Origin of the sequence: Microbacterium luticellae, assembly GCF_050408645.1 — a bacterium.
GTDB lineage: Bacteria > Actinomycetota > Actinomycetes > Actinomycetales > Microbacteriaceae > Microbacterium.
This window is the reverse complement of record NZ_JBNTKE010000002.1, coordinates 270,936-288,198: the sequence shown is the minus strand read 5'-3', so window position 1 is coordinate 288,198 and position 17,263 is coordinate 270,936. Positions and strand designations below refer to the sequence as shown.

At 61.0% G+C, this 17,263-nt stretch carries 18 protein-coding genes; 10 read left to right on the top strand and 8 right to left on the bottom strand.

Annotation, left to right across the window (positions count from 1 at the left end; all coding sequences use genetic code 11):
- The first annotated feature begins 78 nt into the window (after window positions 1–78).
- The 5 genes from ACQUSW_RS07060 (at window position 79) to ACQUSW_RS07040 (ending at window position 5,395) form a co-directional block, all read left to right on the top strand.
- Entirely contained in the window at window positions 79–1,110 is a 1,032-nt protein-coding gene (locus tag ACQUSW_RS07060; protein WP_428931585.1) for a LacI family DNA-binding transcriptional regulator, read from the top strand.
- Between the two features lie 176 nt (window positions 1,111–1,286).
- On the top strand, window positions 1,287–2,579 hold the full coding sequence (locus tag ACQUSW_RS07055; RefSeq protein ID WP_428931584.1) for an ABC transporter substrate-binding protein: 1,293 nt from the start codon (window positions 1,287–1,289) through the stop codon (window positions 2,577–2,579).
- Window positions 2,580–2,640: 61 nt separating this feature from the next.
- On the top strand, window positions 2,641–3,531 hold the full coding sequence (locus tag ACQUSW_RS07050) for a carbohydrate ABC transporter permease (protein ID WP_428931583.1): 891 nt from the start codon (window positions 2,641–2,643) through the stop codon (window positions 3,529–3,531).
- Window positions 3,528–4,442 (top strand): carbohydrate ABC transporter permease, encoded by a 915-nt coding sequence (locus tag ACQUSW_RS07045; protein ID WP_428931582.1) that lies wholly within the window; start codon window positions 3,528–3,530, stop codon window positions 4,440–4,442. The genes ACQUSW_RS07050 and ACQUSW_RS07045 overlap by 4 nt, the downstream gene beginning before the upstream one ends.
- Window positions 4,439–5,395 (top strand): ROK family protein, encoded by a 957-nt coding sequence (locus tag ACQUSW_RS07040; protein WP_428931581.1) that lies wholly within the window; start codon window positions 4,439–4,441, stop codon window positions 5,393–5,395. Before ACQUSW_RS07045 ends, ACQUSW_RS07040 begins: the two co-directional genes overlap by 4 nt.
- Window positions 5,396–5,423: 28 nt before the next feature.
- Here the strand turns inward: ACQUSW_RS07040 and ACQUSW_RS07035 are convergent, their stop codons facing one another.
- From ACQUSW_RS07035 to ACQUSW_RS07020, 4 genes are all read right to left on the bottom strand, one after another.
- Entirely contained in the window at window positions 5,424–6,446 is a 1,023-nt protein-coding gene (locus ACQUSW_RS07035; RefSeq protein WP_428931580.1) for an NAD(P)-dependent alcohol dehydrogenase, read from the bottom strand.
- Between the two features lie 36 nt (window positions 6,447–6,482).
- A complete protein-coding gene (locus ACQUSW_RS07030) occupies window positions 6,483–7,490 on the bottom strand; it encodes a sugar phosphate isomerase/epimerase family protein (protein ID WP_428931579.1) in 1,008 nt (335 codons plus the stop codon).
- Between the two features lie 8 nt (window positions 7,491–7,498).
- Entirely contained in the window at window positions 7,499–8,644 is a 1,146-nt protein-coding gene (locus ACQUSW_RS07025) for a Gfo/Idh/MocA family protein (protein ID WP_428931881.1), read from the bottom strand.
- 135 nt (window positions 8,645–8,779) lie between these two features.
- Entirely contained in the window at window positions 8,780–9,808 is a 1,029-nt protein-coding gene (locus ACQUSW_RS07020) for a LacI family DNA-binding transcriptional regulator (RefSeq protein ID WP_428931578.1), read from the bottom strand.
- Between the two features lie 184 nt (window positions 9,809–9,992).
- On the opposite strand from ACQUSW_RS07020, the gene ACQUSW_RS07015 reads away from it, so the two are divergent.
- The 5 genes from ACQUSW_RS07015 to ACQUSW_RS06995 are packed head-to-tail and all read left to right on the top strand — an operon-like array spanning window position 9,993 to window position 14,998.
- Entirely contained in the window at window positions 9,993–11,324 is a 1,332-nt protein-coding gene (locus ACQUSW_RS07015; protein WP_428931577.1) for an ABC transporter substrate-binding protein, read from the top strand.
- 2 nt (window positions 11,325–11,326) lie between these two features.
- Window positions 11,327–12,247: a carbohydrate ABC transporter permease gene (locus tag ACQUSW_RS07010; RefSeq protein ID WP_428931576.1), complete on the top strand. Its 921-nt coding sequence runs from the start codon at window positions 11,327–11,329 to the stop codon at window positions 12,245–12,247.
- Between the two features lie 2 nt (window positions 12,248–12,249).
- A complete protein-coding gene (locus ACQUSW_RS07005) occupies window positions 12,250–13,149 on the top strand; it encodes a carbohydrate ABC transporter permease (RefSeq protein WP_428931575.1) in 900 nt (299 codons plus the stop codon).
- Window positions 13,150–13,199: 50 nt separating this feature from the next.
- Window positions 13,200–13,907: a ThuA domain-containing protein gene (locus tag ACQUSW_RS07000; RefSeq protein WP_428931574.1), complete on the top strand. Its 708-nt coding sequence runs from the start codon at window positions 13,200–13,202 to the stop codon at window positions 13,905–13,907.
- Window positions 13,892–14,998 (top strand): Gfo/Idh/MocA family protein, encoded by a 1,107-nt coding sequence (locus ACQUSW_RS06995; protein ID WP_428931573.1) that lies wholly within the window; start codon window positions 13,892–13,894, stop codon window positions 14,996–14,998. The genes ACQUSW_RS07000 and ACQUSW_RS06995 overlap by 16 nt, the downstream gene beginning before the upstream one ends.
- A gap of 24 nt (window positions 14,999–15,022) precedes the next feature.
- Here the strand turns inward: ACQUSW_RS06995 and ACQUSW_RS06990 are convergent, their stop codons facing one another.
- The 4 genes from ACQUSW_RS06990 to ACQUSW_RS06975 all read right to left on the bottom strand — a co-directional run bounded on the left by ACQUSW_RS06990 (window position 15,023) and on the right by ACQUSW_RS06975 (window position 17,002).
- On the bottom strand, window positions 15,023–15,169 hold the full coding sequence (locus ACQUSW_RS06990; RefSeq protein WP_428931572.1) for a hypothetical protein: 147 nt from the start codon (window positions 15,167–15,169) through the stop codon (window positions 15,023–15,025).
- Window positions 15,162–15,974 (bottom strand): HAD-IIA family hydrolase, encoded by an 813-nt coding sequence (locus ACQUSW_RS06985; protein ID WP_428931571.1) that lies wholly within the window; start codon window positions 15,972–15,974, stop codon window positions 15,162–15,164. Before ACQUSW_RS06985 ends, ACQUSW_RS06990 begins: the two co-directional genes overlap by 8 nt.
- Window positions 15,975–16,053: 79 nt before the next feature.
- Complete coding sequence (locus tag ACQUSW_RS06980) at window positions 16,054–16,686, bottom strand: metal-dependent transcriptional regulator (RefSeq protein WP_428931570.1); 633 nt, start codon at window positions 16,684–16,686, stop codon at window positions 16,054–16,056.
- A 19-nt stretch (window positions 16,687–16,705) separates the two neighbouring features.
- Complete coding sequence (locus ACQUSW_RS06975) at window positions 16,706–17,002, bottom strand: hypothetical protein (RefSeq protein ID WP_428931569.1); 297 nt, start codon at window positions 17,000–17,002, stop codon at window positions 16,706–16,708.
- Window positions 17,003–17,263: the final 261 nt, after the last annotated feature.

Sequence of the window (17,263 nt, the reverse complement as noted above, 5' to 3'; positions counted from 1 at the left end):
CCCGAAGCAGTCGACAGCGTTAGACTTGGCAACGTTTTCATGTGACGATGAGCGCGAAGAAGCAAAACGGGGCTGGGCATGACGAAGCGTAAACCTGCAGCGATGCGGCCAACGATGAAAGACGTGGCCGCGCACGCGGGTGTCGGGTTGTCGACCGTGTCACGCGTGGTCTCGGGTAAAGGTGGCGTGAGCAGGGCAAAGACGCGCGCGATTGAGGCTGCTATTGCCGAACTGGGGTTTAGCCGAAACGACTTTGCTCACACCCTGCGAACGGGATCAGCGCGCACGATCGGCGTTGTTGTTACGCGTATTTCCGACCCGTTCTACTCAACGCTTGTCGGTGCGATTGAGCGCCGTGCGCAAGAACGTGACCTGCTGGTTCTTGTTGCCTCGTCGGGCGACGACCCGGAAGAGAGCGTGCGAGTGCTCAAGCGGGTTTTGCAGAGGCGGCTTGATGGGCTGATTGTTGTGGCCAACGAAGACGCCGATGTCTCTTTTCTTGAGGCTGAGAGACACGCAGGAACCCCCATCGTTTTTGTCGACCGGCCCCCGCAGGGCATGGCTGCCGACGTCGTTCTCGTAGACAACGAGCGGGGCGCGGCCGATGCCGTGGCGCACCTGGTGGCCGCCGGACATCGTCGCATCGCCTGTATTGCCCACGTCATGGGCGAATTTACTTCGCAGCGGCGGCAAGCAGGCTTTGAACAGGGGCTACGGCAGCAGGGTCTTGACGTGCCCGCCGAACTGATCGTCGCGGTCGAAGACGAGGTTGACGTGTGTGTGGAAGCCCTGCGCGAGCTGTTTCTGCTCGAGAGTCCACCCACAGCGTTGTTTACCACCAACAGTCGCACGACAAAGGCCGTGCTAAAAGCGCTCCGGCTGCTCGACGAGCATCCGGCAATTATCGGCTTCGACGACTTCGACTTCGCCGAACTCATGACCCCACCCATCACCACCGTCGCGCAAGATCCGTGGTCGATAGGCGAAGCGGCAGCCGACCTGCTCTTTGACCGCATTCACGGGTTAACGGGGCCCGATCGGCGAGTTGTGCTGGGCACCCGCATGATCGAGCGTGGCTCAGGAGAACAACCACCTTCATCGGATGTTTGACGGGCATAATATTTTCCGGACTGGATAGCAGTGCGGAAAAGCCGCGAAACGGCCGGGGTTACAGTGACCGTTATCGTGTTGTGATCCGATGTATCTTGAATTTGGCAACGTTTTCAGATTTTATAGGCTGATACCCGCGGAGCATCGCGGGAGCAGACATTCCAACGGAGGATCACATGCGTAAGTCCCTTGCAGTTGTCGCAGGGCTCGCCACCACCGGTCTCTTGCTGACCGGCTGCGGCAGCTCGGGCGGTGACAACGGCTCAACCGATACCGACAGCGGCGCCAGCGGCGACAAGGTCGAGGTCTTCACCTGGTGGGCCTCGGGCTCAGAAAAGGTCGGCCTCGATGCGCTCGTCTCGGTGTTTGACGAGCAGCATCCCGACATTGAATTTATTAACGCAGCCGTTGCTGGTGGCGCGGGTTCCAACGCAAAAGCTGCCCTCGCATCGCGCCTCGAAGCCAACGACCCACCAGACTCGTTCCAGGCACACGCCGGTGCAGAGCTGACCGACTACATTGAGGCCGGTCAGCTGCAAGACCTCAGCGGGTTCTTTAACGACGAAGGGCTCACCGAAGTGTTCCCTGAGTCGCTGATCGAACGCCTCACCGTTGACGGCAAGATCTACTCGGTGCCCAGCAACATTCACCGCGCCAACGTGACGTGGGTCAACACCGATGTGCTCGAAAGCGCCGGTATCGACGCTACCAAGGCACCCGCCAGCGTCGACGCCTGGATCGCCGACCTGAAGAAGCTGAAAGACGCAGGCGTAGAAAGCCCGCTCGCACTGGGTACCGAATGGACCCAGATGCAGCTGTTCGAAACACTGCTCATCGCAGAACTCGGAGCCGAGGGCTACTCGGGTCTGTGGGACGGCAGCACTGGCTGGGATGACGCGGGTGTCACCACCGCCATCGACCAGTATGGCCAGCTGCTCGAATACGTCAACAGCGACTTCGCAGGCCTCGACTGGGATGCCGCCACACAGGTGCTCATTGACGGCGCTGCCGGCTACAACGTGATGGGCGACTGGGCTGAAGCAGCATTCGTACAGGCTGGATGGACCTACGGCCAGGAATACACCACGTGGCCATCGGTGGGCACCGAGGGAATCTTCGACTTCCTCGCCGACTCCTTCACTCTGCCCGTGGGCGCCCCGCACGAAGACGGCGCCAACGCATGGCTGAAGACCGTCAGCTCGGCCGACGGCCAGAAGGCATTCAACCAGGCGAAGGGCTCGATCCCCGCTCGTACCGATGCCGACCCGGCCGACTACGGCGACTACCAGAAGACCGCGCTGCAGTCGTGGGCAGAAGACACCATCGTCAGCTCGCTGGCACACGGTGCCGCAGCCAAGATCTCGTGGTCGACCGACATCTCTTCGGCAATCGGCAAGTTCGGCAGCGATAAGAACGCTGACGCATTGCAGAGCGCGCTCGTCGACGCAGCCACCAAGGCTCTCGGCTAAGCACCCCTTGTGGGGCGTCGGTGCATAACCGGCGCCCCACGCACTGTCGAAAGGACTCGCGATGCACAAGGGCATCCGCAACTGGGGGCCACCGCTCCTGCTGATATCGCCGACCATCGTGCTGCTCGGCATTTTTGTGTACGGACTCATCGGCACCAATATTCAGGTCGCCATGACCGACCGGCACTCCCTCAAACCGGCAGAAAACTTTGTCGGCCTGAAAAACTTCATCGACCTGCTCACCGAAGACCGCTTCTTGCACTCGCTGGTCAACCTCGCTGTCTTTACCGTGGTGTTCATGGTCGGCACGATGCTCTTCGGATTCTTGTGGGCCTGGATTCTTGACAAAGGCGTCAATGCCGAAGGCGTGTTTCGTAGCATCTATCTGTTTCCGATGGCGGTGTCCTTTGTGGCATCCGGTGTCGTCTGGCGCTGGTTGCTGAACTCGGCCACGGGCGACAGGGCATCGGGACTCAACCGGATGCTAGAAACCATCGGTCTCGGCTTTTTACAAAACTCGTGGTGGAACACGCCCATCTGGGGAATGGCAGCAATTGCCATGCCCGCCGTCTGGCAGCTTTCCGGCTACGTCATGGCCCTGTTCCTTTCGGGCTTTCGCGGAATACCCGAAGAACTGCGCGAAGCAGGCCGCATGGACGGCGCATCCGAGTGGCAACTGTACCGCCACGTGATCTTTCCGCAGCTCAGCCCCGTCGCACTCTCGGCCCTGGTGATCGTGGCGCATATGTCGCTGAAAGTCTTCGACCTGATCATGTCGATTACGGGTTCTATTTTTCAGACCGAGGTGCCCCACACATATATGTGGATCACGCTGACTTCGAACGACTATGCCAAGTCGGCAGCAATCGCGACCGTGCTACTTCTGCTGGTGTGCGTTTTTGTTATTCCCTACCTCGTGCACACCGCACGTGCTGAAAGGAAAGCACGATGAGCGCCACCATCGTCGAGACCGTACCCCAGGCCCGCACTGCGCCGACACCGCAGCGTCAGCGCAAACGCATGGGGCGCACGGCCAAATATGCACTGCTCATCCTGTTCGTCATCGTTGTGCTCATGCCCGTGTATGTGCTGGTGGTCACCAGCTTGAAGCCTCCATCGGACGTCAACCCCGCAACCTCGTGGGGACTGCCGGTGCGTTGGCCGTGGGAGGCAGCAGTCGAAGGCGGACCGACCGGTTTCGATAACTGGAAAACCGCCTGGGAGGCGCTTGCAGCACCGCTCGGGCGCACATTCTTGTTGGCTATTCCAGCATCGCTCATCTCGGCCATGCTCGGCTCCATGAACGGGTTCGTGCTGTCGCGCTGGCGTTTTCCGCACGCCGACCTGGTGTTTACGTTCATTCTGTTTGGAATGTTCATTCCCTACCAGGCGATTATGACGCCCCTCGTGCAGATGAAAACATCACTCGGCATGCCCAGCAACATCAGCACACTGCTGGTCGTTCACATCATTTACGGGCTGCCCATTTGCACGCTCATCTTCCGTAACTACTACATGGGGGTTCCGGTCGAGCTCATGGAGGCATCGCGCGTCGATGGCTCAGGGATGCTGGGCAGCTACTGGCGCATCATTTTGCCGCTGTCGCTGCCGGGCTTCGTCGTAACGATCATCTGGCAGTTCACCTCGGCGTGGAATGACTACCTCTTTGCGCTGTTCCTCACCAATGTGCAGGGCGGGCCCGTCTCGCTGGCGCTGGTGAACCTGTCGCAGGGGGCACAGCTAGCCAACTACGGCGCTGCGATGGCGGGGGCGCTCATCGCTTCGCTGCCGACGCTGGTTGTTTACATTCTGCTGGGCAAGTACTTCATTGGCGGGCTGATGAGCGGTTCGGTCAAGTCGTGACCCGCCTGGCTCTGGCCGTTGATGTCGGCGGATCCAAACTCGAGACGGCGCTGGTAGCTGCAACCGGCGCCGTCATCGATAACAGCAGGCACCGGCGTACCACCGGGCCCCACACAACAGCCAGCACCATCACGACAGCCCTCCGCGAAGCCATCGCCGCCACCCTCGCACACCCCTTCTTGCACCCGGATGCTCCGCAGCCAGCAGCGCTCGTGGGGGCAGGCGTGGGTAGCGCTGGGCCGGTCGACCGCAACGCGGGCGTGGTGCATCCGGTGAATATGCCGGGCTTGCACGGATTTGCGTTGGGTGACGCCGTGGCAGAAGCCGTGGCGCGGACCCGGCAGACCAGCGCGGCTGCGGAGCAGCACCACGATGTTCGTGTGCAGCTGGGTCATGATGGCGGCTGTTTGGCGCTCGCTGAAGCCTGGCTGGGCGCAACGGCCGGCAGCGCGGCATCGCTGTCGATCGTGGTGTCGACCGGCATTGGCGGCGGGTTTGTGGTGGATGGCCGATACGTTGCGGGCGCGACTGGTAACGCCGGGCATCTGGGGCAGATGCGTCGCGGTGGCGGTATTACGCTCGAAGAAATTGCTTCGGGCCCCGCCTCGGTAGCGTGGGCACAAAGTCAGGGATGGGCGGGCGTCACGGGCGAAGAACTGGGCCGCGATGCGGCATCCGGTAACCCTGTGGCGCGCAGCGCCATCGAACGTTCAGCACAGGCCGTCGGTGAAGCACTGGCTGATGCCGCTACCCTCATTGATCTCGACACCGTGGCGATTGGCGGCGGCTTTTCGCACGTCTCGACCGACTATATTGACCTCGTGCAGCGCGCGCTGCGCACGCATGCCGTGCACCAGTATTCGCAGCGCACCCGGGTGGTTCGTTCAGCGCTCGGCCATGACGGACCACTGGTGGGGGCGGCTGCGCTCGTGGTGGGGCCGGGCGCTGTTTAAGGTTCGTGCTGCTTAGGCTTCGTGCTGCTTATGGCTCGACGAGCGCTTTAATCTGCCCTGGTTGTGCGCCGGCCAGCAGTGCTTCTTCGGCCTGTGCAAGGGGGAAGCGCGAGGTGATGAGGCCGTCAAGGTCAATCGCTTGTGCGGAGGCGAGTTCAACGGCGGTTGGCCACGTATTGCGATAACGGAAGGTGCCGGTGACAGAAATTTCGCGGCCCTGAATGAGTGAGAGCGGCAGCGGCACCGTATCGGCGCCCATACCCACCAGCACGGCCGTGCCGCGTGGCCCCAAGCATGCAATACCGGTGGTAATGGCGGGGGTGGCACCCGTCGCATCGATGAACGCGTGGTAGCGGTCGTGGGCGGTATTGACCTCGTTCGCGAGCATGGCGCGGTGGGCACCATACTGTTCGGCTGTAGACAGGCGTTCTTCTCGCACATCAAAAACGTGCACGCGCGTGGCACCGCGCAGGCGAGCCACTGCGGCGGTGAGCAGACCGATCGGGCCCGCCCCGGCAATGAGCACATGAGAGCCCAGTCCGATGTGGGCGCTCTGAGTGGCAGCGATTGCCACGCTGAGGGGTTCGAGCATGGCAGCAGCGGTCAATGACACCGTGTCGGGAACGGCGTAGGTGAATGCTGCCGGATGCGTCACATATTCGGCAAATGTGCCATCGACCGGTGGCGTGGCAAAGAACTGTACAGACGGGTCGAGGTTGTAGTTTCCGGTGAGGGTCTCGTGCGAGAACGCCGTGGGGATTCCGGGTTCCATGCTCACGCGTTCGCCGATGCGTGCGGGGTCGACTCCGTCGCCAACGGCCACGATTTCTCCGGATGCTTCGTGACCCAGTATGAGCGGTTGGTCGACGGTGAAGTCGCCGATGCGGCCGTCGGTGTAATAGTGCGTGTCAGAACCACACACCCCCACCGCCCGCACACGGACGAGAACTTCTCGCGGTGCGGGGGTGGGAACTGCCCGCTCTTCGTTGCGCAGGTCGCGGGCCTTGTGCAGCACGCTCACCTGCATGGTGGAGGGCAGGTGTGTGGTCATGACGAGCGGGTTCTTTCTGACGGAATGCGGGTGGGTTTAGCGCGACGACGAGAACGCGGCGTCGAAGGCTTCGGCCGAGGGCTGGTACGACGCAAGGCGGCGCACGAACGAGAGTGCTTCGGGTGCACCCATGAGGCGGTCCATTCCGGCGTCTTCCCATTCCACCGAGAGCGGGCCGTCGTAACCGATGGCGTTGAGCATGCGGAATGCGTTCTCCCAGGGCACGTCGCCGTGGCCGGTCGAGATAAAGTCCCAGCCGCGGCGGGGGTCGGCCCATGCCAGGTGCGAAGAGAGGCGTCCGTTGCGACCGTTGTCGAGGCGACGCTTGGTGTCTTTGCAGTGCACGTGGTAAATGCGGTCTTTGAAGTCCCACAGAAAACCGACCGGGTCGATATCTTGCCACACCATGTGTGAAGGGTCCCAGTTGATACCGAAAGACTCGCGGTACCCGATGGCTTCGAGCGTGCGCTGCGTTGTCCAGTAGTCGTAGGCGATCTCTGAGGGGTGCACCTCGAGTGCGAAACGCACGCCGACCTCTTCGAACACGTCGAGGATGGGGTGGAATCGCTCCGCGAAGTCGTCGTAGCCGGCGTCGATGAACTCCTGTGTTGCGGGTGGGAACATGGCGACGGCTTTCCAGATCGACGATCCGCTAAACCCCGTCACCGTTTTTACGCCTAGCGCCGCGGCAAAGCGGGCGGTCATCTTCAGTTCTTCTGCCGCCCGCTGGCGAACACCCTCGGGGTCGCCGTCGCCCCACACGCGGTCGTTAAGAATGTCGCGGTGGCGCTGGTCGATAGGGTCGTCGCAGACGGCCTGACCGGCGAGGTGGTTCGAGATAGCCCACACGTTGAGCCCGTTGCGCTGCAGAATGTCGCGGCGCGACTGCACATAGGCTTCGTCGTTCCACCGCGAGACGTCAATATGGTCGCCCCAGCAGGCGATTTCGAGACCGTCGTAACCCCATTCGCCAGCGAGCCTGGCTACCTCTTCGAAGGGCAGGTCGGCCCACTGGCCGGTAAACAGTGTGATTGGGCGGGTCATGATGGTGCCTACTTTCCTGTTGTGGTCCAGGCGCTGTTGTCGTGCGAGCTGCGTTCAATGGCGTCGAGTACGCGCTGCACGTGCAGCCCTTCAGTGAACGAGGGGCGCGGCTGGGTGCCTTCGTCAATAGCGGTCATAAAGTCGACAACCTGGTGCGAGAACCCGTGCTCGTAGCCGAGCATGTGGCCGGTTGGCCACCAGGCCGAGATGTATGGGTGGTCGTGTTCGGTGACGAGAATGCGGCGGAACCCGAGTTCGAGGTCGGGCGCGGTCGCGTCGTAGAACTCGATTTCGTTCATGCGCTCCATGTCGAACGAGATGGCGCCGAGCGAGCCCGAGATTTCGAAGCGGAAAGCATTCTTGCGTCCGGTGCGGAAACGGGTTGCTTCAAAAGAGCCGAGGGCACCGTTGTCGAAGCGTCCATGAAAGAGTGCGACGTCGTCGACCGTGACATCGCCGCGTTCGGTCGACGCTGTGCCCGAGAGTCCAACGCCTTCGCCCAGCAGTGGGCGTTCTTTTACGAGGGTTTCGAGAACTCCCGAGACGCTGGTGAGCTGTGCGCCGGTAACGTACTCGACCATGTCGATGGCGTGCGCGCCGATGTCGCCCAGTGAGCCAGACCCGGCGCGGTCTTTTTGCAGCCGCCACGTGAGTGGGGCTTCTGCGTCGGTGAGCCAGTCTTGTAAATACTCTGCCCGCACCTGACGAATTTCACCCAGACGGCCCTGTTCAACCAGTGCGCGGGCAAAGACAGCGGCGGGTACGCGGCGGTAGGTGAAGCCGACCATCGACCGCACGCCTTTTTTGCTTGCTTCTTCGGCGGCGGCAGCCATTTCTTCTGCTTCTTCGACCGTGTTGGCGAGCGGCTTTTCGCACATGACATGTTTGCCGGCGCGGAGTGCGGCAATTGCGATTTCGGCGTGGGTGTCACCGGGAGTGACGATGTCGACAATGTCGATGTCGTCGCGTTCGACGGCTTCGCGCCAGTCGGTGGCGGTTTCGTTCCAGCCCCATTTTTCTGCTGAGGCAGCGGTTGTATCGGGATTGCGGCCCACAACAAGATGCATGCTGGGTTGCAGCGGCAGGTCGAAGAAGCGCGGGGCGACGCGCCATCCCTGTGAGTGCGCGGCACCCATGAATCCGTGTCCGATCATGGCGACGCGAAGCGGTTCGGTCATGGCTGTCTCCTCTGACTGCTGTGTCTGCCGGGTGGGGCTACCGCGGCAAAAGTTGTGTACGACAACATATAGGGTTGCCGTAGCGATGTCCAGACCCCGGATGCTTCACAATTATCCCCCGTGCGGTGGCGCAGTCGACCCGCGAACCACCAGCTCCGTCGCTAATTCCACCCGCGGCGCCTCCGTTGTGCTGCCATTGGCGAGCGCCAGGAGCGTACGCAGCGCCGTGCGGCCAATGTCGGTGAGTGGTTGTGACACCGAAGTCAACCGAGGCAGTGTCTGTTCCACAATGGGGAGGCCATCAAAACCCACCACACTCAGATCGCGGGGAACATCAAGACCGCGTTCTCGTGCAACCTCCAGCACTCCAAGAGCCAGTGAGTCGCTCGCAGCAAAAATCGCTGTCGGCGGCTGAGGGAGAGCGAGCAGCTGGCGAGCACAGGCAACCCCGGCTGTACGGTGAAACCGCTCACCATGCCGCACATAGTCGGGCTGCATCCGAATATCATGCGCCATCAGTGAAGCAAGATAACCATGCATGCGCGCCTGATTGCACTCGGCGCTCGCCGGACCGCCAAGAAACGCTATGCGCTCATGACCGAGTTCAATGAGGTGATCGATGGCCGCTTTACCTCCGGCCCAGTTGGTCGAGCCCACGCTGGGCAGCTCGGCATCCGGAGTATTGATCGGGTCGATAACAACCATCGGTATGCCGCGGGCAACAAAAGCGGCATGCTGCTCGACGGTCATGTGCGAGGTTACTGCGATGAGCCCCGTACGACCGGACTCCACCATGCGGCGCGCCCACTCATCGGCATCGTGCAGATGCATGAGATCCGACTGCACACTAGAAATTGCCACATCAACATTGCTGTTGCGAGCGTGCTCAAGAATTCCGTGCAGCACCATTGTGGCGTAGGTGTCGCGCAGGTCGCCGATCACCAAATCAACGAGTGCCGGCCCGCTGCTGCGCAGTCGACGTTCGGTGGGTGACTGATAGCCGGTGGCATCGATGATTTCGAGTACGCGGCGACGAGTCGATTCGGCAACCCCCGTGCGACCGTGAATCACCTTTGACACGGTCGGTACTGAGACGCCTGCGGTGCGGGCAATGCTCGCAAGATTGGGCCGAGAGGGCATGGGCAGGAATCCTTCGAAAGAAAACTTTCTCTTATTCTTATCACGTCTGTACAGGGGAGTGAAGGCGAAAAGGGCTATTGACACCGGTCTGTTCTCTGGCTACTGTCAGCTTCACGAAAGATTTTCTAGAAAATTATCTGAACTTCTTTCTTTTCCGCATCCTTTGTTTCAACGGAGAACTGAGATGGCACACAGCACAACCCGCACCATTCGCCGCACCGCGCTGGCCGCGGCGATCACCATTCCGGCCGTCGTGATGACACTCGTCGGCTGTGGAACCTCGGGGCCCACGGCCCCCGGTGCCGACAGCGCAACCATGTGGGCGCTGTCGGGGCAGCCCAAAGAGGGCATTCGACAGGGCACCGTCGACGACTTCAACGAAAACCATCCCGACGGGACACTGAGCGTCACGTTCTTTCAAAACGACGCCTACAAGACCAAAATTCGCACCGCCATCGGCGCAGGCCAGGCGCCCACACTCATCTACGGGTGGGGTGGCGGCACACTGAAATCGTATGTAGAGGCAGGACAGGTCGAAGACCTCACCGACTTCTTTGCCGACAACCCCGAGCTCAAAGACAAACTGTTCGACAGCCCCTTTGGCGCTGCAACTATCGACGACCGCATCTATGCGATGCCCGTGCAAGACGTGCAGCCCATCGTGCTCTTCTACAACAAAGAAATCTTCGATGAAGCAGGCGTGACCCCGCCCGAAACCTGGGACGACCTGCTCGACCTCGTCGACACCTTTAATGCCGCCGGTATCGCCCCGATTTCCCTGGGCGGACAATCGCGCTGGACCTCGATGATGTGGCTGGAATACCTGTTTGACCGTGTGGGCGGGCCCGAAGTGTTCGACGCCATCTTCGCCGGTGAAGCCGATGCCTGGTCGAACCCCGACGCCCTCAAAGCCCTGGAGATGGCGCAAGAACTGGTCGCCGCCGACGGTTTTGTGAAGGGCTTCGCCTCGATCACCGCCGACTCCAACGCCGACCAGGCGCTGCTCTACACCGGCAAAGCCGCCATGATGCTGCACGGTGGCTGGACGTATGGGCCCATGAAAAACGACGGCGCAGGGTTTGTGCAAGACGGCAAACTCGGCTGGGCCGAGTTCCCGGTAATTGACGGTGGCAAGGGCGACCCAGCCAACGTCGTCGGTAACCCGTCGAACTTCTTCTCCATCTCGTCTGCGGCCACCGATGAACAAAAAGAGATCGCCAAGAACTACCTGAAAGACGGTCTGTTCACCGACTACGAAATTGACGCCCTGATTGACGGCGGTGGCGTGCCAGTCGTCAACGGCATAGAAGACCGCCTGGCTGCCACCGACGATGGCGACTACCTCACCTTCGTCTACAACCTTGCCGGTAACGCGCCCAACTTTCAGCAGTCGTGGGATCAGGCCCTGAACCCCACAGCAGCAGAAGCCCTGCTCAACAACATCGACCAGCTGTTCTCGCGCTCGATTACGCCGCAACAGTTCGCCGACAATATGAACAAGACCATCGGTCAGTAGCCATGACTGTTCCTGCAGCGCTCACCCGCTCGCAAACCCGCCGCCGCGCCACCGCGGCGGCGGGAGGGCTGAGCTGGTTAGCCGTTCCCGCATTCGTCTACTTCATCGCCTTCGCCGTCGTGCCCCTCGTCGGGGTGCTCGTGCTCAGCTTCACCCGCTGGGACGGCATCGGCGCCATCACCCTGGCCGGTAGCAGCAACTGGGCCTCTGTGCTGGCCGACCCAGGGATGTGGCACGCGTTTAAACTCTCCATCATCGTGCTGGTGGTCTCGTGGCTCGTGCAAACGCCCATCAGCCTCCTGCTGGGTACCTTCACCGCTGGTACACAAAAATACCGTGCGCTACTTGCTGTGCTCTATTTTTTGCCGCTCCTGCTCTCGTCAGCAGCCATCGCTGTGGCGTACAAAGCGCTGCTCGACCCCAACTTCGGGCTCGCGGCAGGCCTGGGCCTGCCCTTTCTGGCGCAGGACTGGCTGGGTGACCCGACCCTCGCGATGGGTGTGGTGATCTTCGTTATTGCCTGGCAGTTCGTGCCGTTCCACACCCTCATCTATCAGGGCGGTGTGCGGCAGATTCCACGGTCGATGTACGAGGCAGCGCAACTGGATGGCGCGGGCCGTATCGCACAGTTCTTTCACATCACGGTGCCGCAACTGAAATACACCATCATCACCTCGTCAACACTCATGACGGTCGGTTCACTCACCTACTTCGACCTCATTTTCGTGTTGACGGCAGGAGGCCCCGGCAATGCCACGCGTATTCTGCCGCTCGACATGTACCTGGTGGGTTTCAAAGCTAACCAGATGGGCCCCGCCAGCGTGATCGCAGTCATCCTGGTTTTCCTCGGTCTCGGCCTTGCTCTTTTCCTCCAGCGTCTGGGCGGAACCGACCGTGCCGCCAGCCAGTTGGACGGAGCATAGACATGACCACCACACGCACTCTGGTTGTGCCCGATGAACGCCAGCGTCACCGCCTTCGGGGTGGTGCCCCCGGCCGAGGGCCAGCATCCGGTCGTCGTAACCTTCTGGGTGGTTTTGCGGGCTGGATCTGGCTCGGTGTCATTATCATCCCGATTTACTACATCGTTGTTACGAGTCTCAAACGGCAGGCCGACTACTTTGGCCAAAACCCGTTAGCGCTGCCCGCCAACCCGACGCTCGAAAACTATGTCGCCGTTATTGAAGCCGATTTTGTTCGCTACTTCTTTAACAGCGCGATTGTGACGCTCGGGGCAGTTATTCCTACGCTCGCGCTGTCGTTCATGGCCGCCTACGCAATCATTCGTGGCAAAGGGCGCTTCTTAAAGATTGCGAATACTGCGTTTTTGATGGGTCTTGCTATTCCCCTGCAGGCAACGATCATTCCCATCTATCTCATGATTATTCGTCTGCAGCTCTACGACAGCCTGACCGCCATTATCTTGCCGTCGATCGCTTTCGCCATCCCGCTGAGCGTTCTGTTGCTGGCCAACTTTATTCGCGACGTGCCCGGAGAGCTCTTCGAGTCGATGCGGCTCGACGGGTGCAGCGAATGGCAAACCCTGTGGCGGCTGGCGCTGCCGCTCACCAAACCCGCCATTATCACCGTCGCCATTTACAACGGCCTCAACGTGTGGAATGGTTTCCTCCTGCCACTGGTGCTCACCCAAAGCCCCGACCTACGGGTGCTGCCGCTGGCCCTGTGGTCATTCCAAGGAGAATTTAGCGTCAACATTCCTGCCGTACTTGCCTGCGTTGTGCTCACCACTCTGCCGCTCGTTGTGCTGTATGTCTTCGGACGCCGCCAGCTTGTGAGCGGGCTTACCGCAGGGTTCAGCAAGTAGCAGGCCGCCGACAGCGCCGTCACCGATCAAGAAAAGAGAGAAACACAGTCATGACTGATTCTGCAGCAACCCGTTCCGCCCTCGTCGTGCGCGGCGGATGGGAGGGCCATGCGCCCGTGGAGGCCACCAACCTGTTCATTCCATTTCTTGAACAGCAGAGGTTCACCGTGCGCATAGAAAATAGTCCTGCCGTCTATGCCGATGCAGAAACAATGGCTGGTATTGACTTGATCGTGCAGTGCAACACCATGAACACGATTGAGAAAGAAGAGTTTGAGGGCTTGCGGGCGGCCATCGAGGCAGGAACAGGCATGGCCGGATGGCACGGTGGAATCGCCGATTCGTACCGCAATAACTCCGACTATCTGCACCTGATCGGGGGCCAGTTCGCTACCCATCCGGGCAAGCATCCGGATGAGCGCTGTGGCGGCCCCGAAGACAACTACCTGCCGCACACGGTCGAACTGACCGACCTGGGGCGTGATCACGAGATCATGGCGGGGATCGACGACTTTGAACTCACGACCGAACAGTACTGGGTGCTGCACGATGACCTCATCGATGTGCTCGCAACCACCACACACCCGACCCAGCCGTATCATCCGTGGCACCGGCCCGTAACGTCGCCTGCCGTATGGACGCGACTGTGGGGCAAGGGCCGCATTTTTGTTGCCACGCCCGGCCACTCGGTCGACGTGCTGCAAGACCGCAATGTTGCCACCATCATTGAAAGGGGCATGCTGTGGGCAAGCCGGTAAAACCGCTCGCGGTCGGTATTATCGGCTGCGGAAAAATCGTTGATGCCTACCTGTCAACGTTTGCCCGGCTCGACACGGTCACGCTCGTTGCGGTTGCCGACCTTATCCATGAGCGGGCCGTTGAGGTGGCTGCACGCTCTGCCGGAACACAGGCATTGACGATCGACGAGCTGTTGGCGCACCCCAACATTCAACTGGTCATCAACCTCACTATTCCTGCCGCGCACGCCGACGTAGCCGAGAAAATCTTTGCTGCAGGCAAAGAAGCGTATGGTGAAAAGCCGCTGGCTGCGACGGTTCCGGATGCCGCGCACATGCTCTCACTCGCCGAAAAAACGGGGCTCTGGCTGGGCTGCGCGCCCGACACCGTGCTCGGAACAGGCGTACAAACCGCACGCCAAACTATCGACGACGGCCGTATCGGGCAGCCGATCGCCGCCACCGCCACCATGGTGACCCCCGGCCACGAACGCTGGCACCCCAACCCCGACTTCTACTATCAGCCCGGCGGTGGCCCCCTGCTTGACATGGGCCCCTACTATGTGTCGGCGCTCGTGCACCTGCTCGGCCCCATCACGTCGGTGATCGGTGCTTCTAACCGGATGCGTCACGAACGCACAATAGGTTCGGGTCCCCGCGCCGGGCAGACCGTGCCCGTCGATATCGACACCCACGTGACCGGTGTGCTGCGCCACGCCTCGGGCGCACTATCGACCCTGGTCATGTCGTTCGACGCGGTCGACACCCGATCGGCCAATATCGAAGTACACGGCGCGCAGGGCACACTCGTCGTTCCCGACCCCAACCATTTCGACGGCGACGTGCAGCTACGCACCCTCGACAGCACCGAATGGACAACGCTCGAACCCTCGGCCGGCTACCAGGACGCGGGGCGAGGCGTCGGCGTGCACGACCGCGCAATCACGGGCGACCCGGCCGCAGCTCGGGCATCCGGAACACTCGCTTTCCATGTGCTCGAAGTCATGCAGGCCATGCTCGACTCCGCCTCCACCGGAACCGCCATCACCGTCACCAGCACGTGCGAACGGCCCGCCATCGTTCCGCTCGCACCCATGGGCGCCGCGCACTAACCGACGCTAGCGGGGGTCCAGACGCTAGCGGGGGTCGTCGTCCCAGGGGCCTTCCCACCAGCCACGGCGACCCCTGCCGCGTCGGGAGCGCACAAAATTGACGACATAAACAACCAGTAGCGTCGCGAGAATACTGATCATCACGACAAAAAAGATGTCGCGTTCAGTCATCGGCGGTGACCCGTGCGTCTGGCTGGGGTGTTGCATCCGGCAGTAGATCGGCAACAGAGTCGACCACTTCGTCGGGGCGAAACGGATACCGTTCAATCTCGGCACGATCAGCAATACCCGTCATCACAAGAATGGTGTGCAAGCCCGCTTCCATACCCGCCACAATGTCGGTGTCCATGCGGTCACCAATCATGCCTGTCTTCTTGGAGTGGGCGCCGATCTTGTTCAACGCCGACCGAAACATCATCGGATTCGGTTTACCCACCACATACGGTTCTTTGCCCGTCGCCTTCGTGATCAGCGCAGCAATCGCGCCCGTTGCCGGTAAAGGGCCATCAGCACTGGGCCCCGTAGCATCCGGGTTCGTCACAATAAAACGCGCACCACCATTGATCAGCCGGATGGCGCGGGTAATAGCGTCGAAAGAATAATTGCGGGTTTCGCCCACCACAACAAAATCAGGATCCGTGTCGGTCATAATAAACCCGGCATCGTGCAGGGCCGTCAAAATTCCGGCCTCACCGATCACAAAAGCCGAACCACCCGGCTGCTGCCGCAAAAACTCGGCCGTCGCTAAAGCCGACGTCCAAATGCGTTCCTCGGGCACATGAAGACCACTGGCACGCAACCGGGCCGACAAATCACGCGCCGTAAAAATCGAATTATTGGTGAGCACCAGATACGGCACACTTTCGCGCTCCCACGACGCCAAAAGCTCAGAAGCCCCCGGAATAGCCGTGTTCTCATGCACGAGAACACCGTCCATATCGGTCAACCAGCATTCAATCTCGGTGCGCGTACCCATACCCACGAGCTTAGAGGCTGCTGGTAAACAGCACATGACCAACGCCGAAGCAGCAATCGGCGTGACCCGTGCGGAGAATTTATGCGCGCAACCACACCGCCGTCGCCGCACCCTCGGGCAGCGACACCGCCACGCCATCAAGCAGCCAACCATCAGCCGTCACAGCAATCGTGTGCCCGACCATGACCCCCGCACCCTCCAACGCCCGCAACAGGTCGGCATCGCGGTCATCCACCCGCAACACAACACCCGAATGGCCGACGGCCGCGTCAGCTAAAAGCACAAAAGGTTCGCGATCGACCCGGCCCGCAGCATCCGGAATCGCATCACCGTGCGGATCAAACCGAGGCCGCCCCAAACGCTCATCAATACCCTCCAGCAGGCGGTCACTAATAGTGTGCTCGAGCACCTCGGCCTCATCGTGCACTTCGTCCCACGAGTAGCCAAACTCTTGCACCAGCCACGTCTCAATAAGACGATGCCTGCGCACCATCGCCAACGCCCGCGCCCGACCCTCATCGGTCAACCGCACAGCCCCGTATGGCACATGCGAAACAAGTCCCGCCGCCGCGAGCTTCTTCACCATCTCGGTCACACTCGACGGTGCAATATTCAGCTTCGCCGCCAACTGCGACGGCGTAATAGGAGCATCTTGCCACTCGGTGTGCGAATACACCGTTTTGAGATAGTCATCCGCTGCAGGAGAAGCCACGCCTCAACCCTATCCGGCGCTACGACGCGGCAGCCAGAATGCCAAACGCCACCTGCCCAGCAAAAAACACCACAATAAAACCGAGAATGGCGGCACCCAGCGACATCCGGCCATCAAAACCCTCAACATGCTTCATGCCCACCGAGCGGGCACGAAAAGACAGCACGAGCGTCACAACACCCAGCCCCAGTTGCACCCACGGACCACCCGCAGGCAACAGCGACGGAAACGCAACAAGAACCCCACCGGCCACACCCGTCGCCAAAGAAATCCACGAGCACAAGCGCACCACAAGGCGGGCATGATCATCGGTCATGCAAAAAGCCTACCCGCGGTGCCGGATGCTGGAGCCCAGCCGCCATCCCTCGCGGTGAGTGGCCTGCGTGCCGTGCATGTACGGGGTTGTGGTGGTGCTCGTTGACTTGTAGACCGAGAACAGGGCTTCCGCGGGTACCCCTTGGCCGAAAACAGGGTGCTTGTTGACCGAGAACGGGGCTTCCGCGGGCACCCCTTGACCGAAAACAGGAAAATTGCCGAATGACGCAAGAAATCCCAGAAATCGTCCTCCATTCGGCGA

Coding starts and splice junctions, on each gene's coding strand:
- ACQUSW_RS07060 (WP_428931585.1), top strand. CDS start 79: ATGACGAAGCGTAAACCTGCAGCGATGCGGCCAACGATGAAAGACGTG.
- ACQUSW_RS07055 (WP_428931584.1), top strand. CDS start 1,287: ATGCGTAAGTCCCTTGCAGTTGTCGCAGGGCTCGCCACCACCGGTCTC.
- ACQUSW_RS07050 (WP_428931583.1), top strand. CDS start 2,641: ATGCACAAGGGCATCCGCAACTGGGGGCCACCGCTCCTGCTGATATCG.
- ACQUSW_RS07045 (WP_428931582.1), top strand. CDS start 3,528: ATGAGCGCCACCATCGTCGAGACCGTACCCCAGGCCCGCACTGCGCCG.
- ACQUSW_RS07035 (WP_428931580.1), bottom strand. CDS start 6,446: ATGACCACACACCTGCCCTCCACCATGCAGGTGAGCGTGCTGCACAAG.
- ACQUSW_RS07030 (WP_428931579.1), bottom strand. CDS start 7,490: ATGACCCGCCCAATCACACTGTTTACCGGCCAGTGGGCCGACCTGCCC.
- ACQUSW_RS07025 (WP_428931881.1), bottom strand. CDS start 8,644: ATGATCGGACACGGATTCATGGGTGCCGCGCACTCACAGGGATGGCGC.
- ACQUSW_RS07020 (WP_428931578.1), bottom strand. CDS start 9,808: ATGCCCTCTCGGCCCAATCTTGCGAGCATTGCCCGCACCGCAGGCGTC.
- ACQUSW_RS07015 (WP_428931577.1), top strand. CDS start 9,993: ATGGCACACAGCACAACCCGCACCATTCGCCGCACCGCGCTGGCCGCG.
- ACQUSW_RS07010 (WP_428931576.1), top strand. CDS start 11,327: ATGACTGTTCCTGCAGCGCTCACCCGCTCGCAAACCCGCCGCCGCGCC.
- ACQUSW_RS07005 (WP_428931575.1), top strand. CDS start 12,250: ATGACCACCACACGCACTCTGGTTGTGCCCGATGAACGCCAGCGTCAC.
- ACQUSW_RS07000 (WP_428931574.1), top strand. CDS start 13,200: ATGACTGATTCTGCAGCAACCCGTTCCGCCCTCGTCGTGCGCGGCGGA.
- ACQUSW_RS06990 (WP_428931572.1), bottom strand. CDS start 15,169: ATGACTGAACGCGACATCTTTTTTGTCGTGATGATCAGTATTCTCGCG.
- ACQUSW_RS06985 (WP_428931571.1), bottom strand. CDS start 15,974: ATGGGTACGCGCACCGAGATTGAATGCTGGTTGACCGATATGGACGGT.
- ACQUSW_RS06975 (WP_428931569.1), bottom strand. CDS start 17,002: ATGACCGATGATCATGCCCGCCTTGTGGTGCGCTTGTGCTCGTGGATT.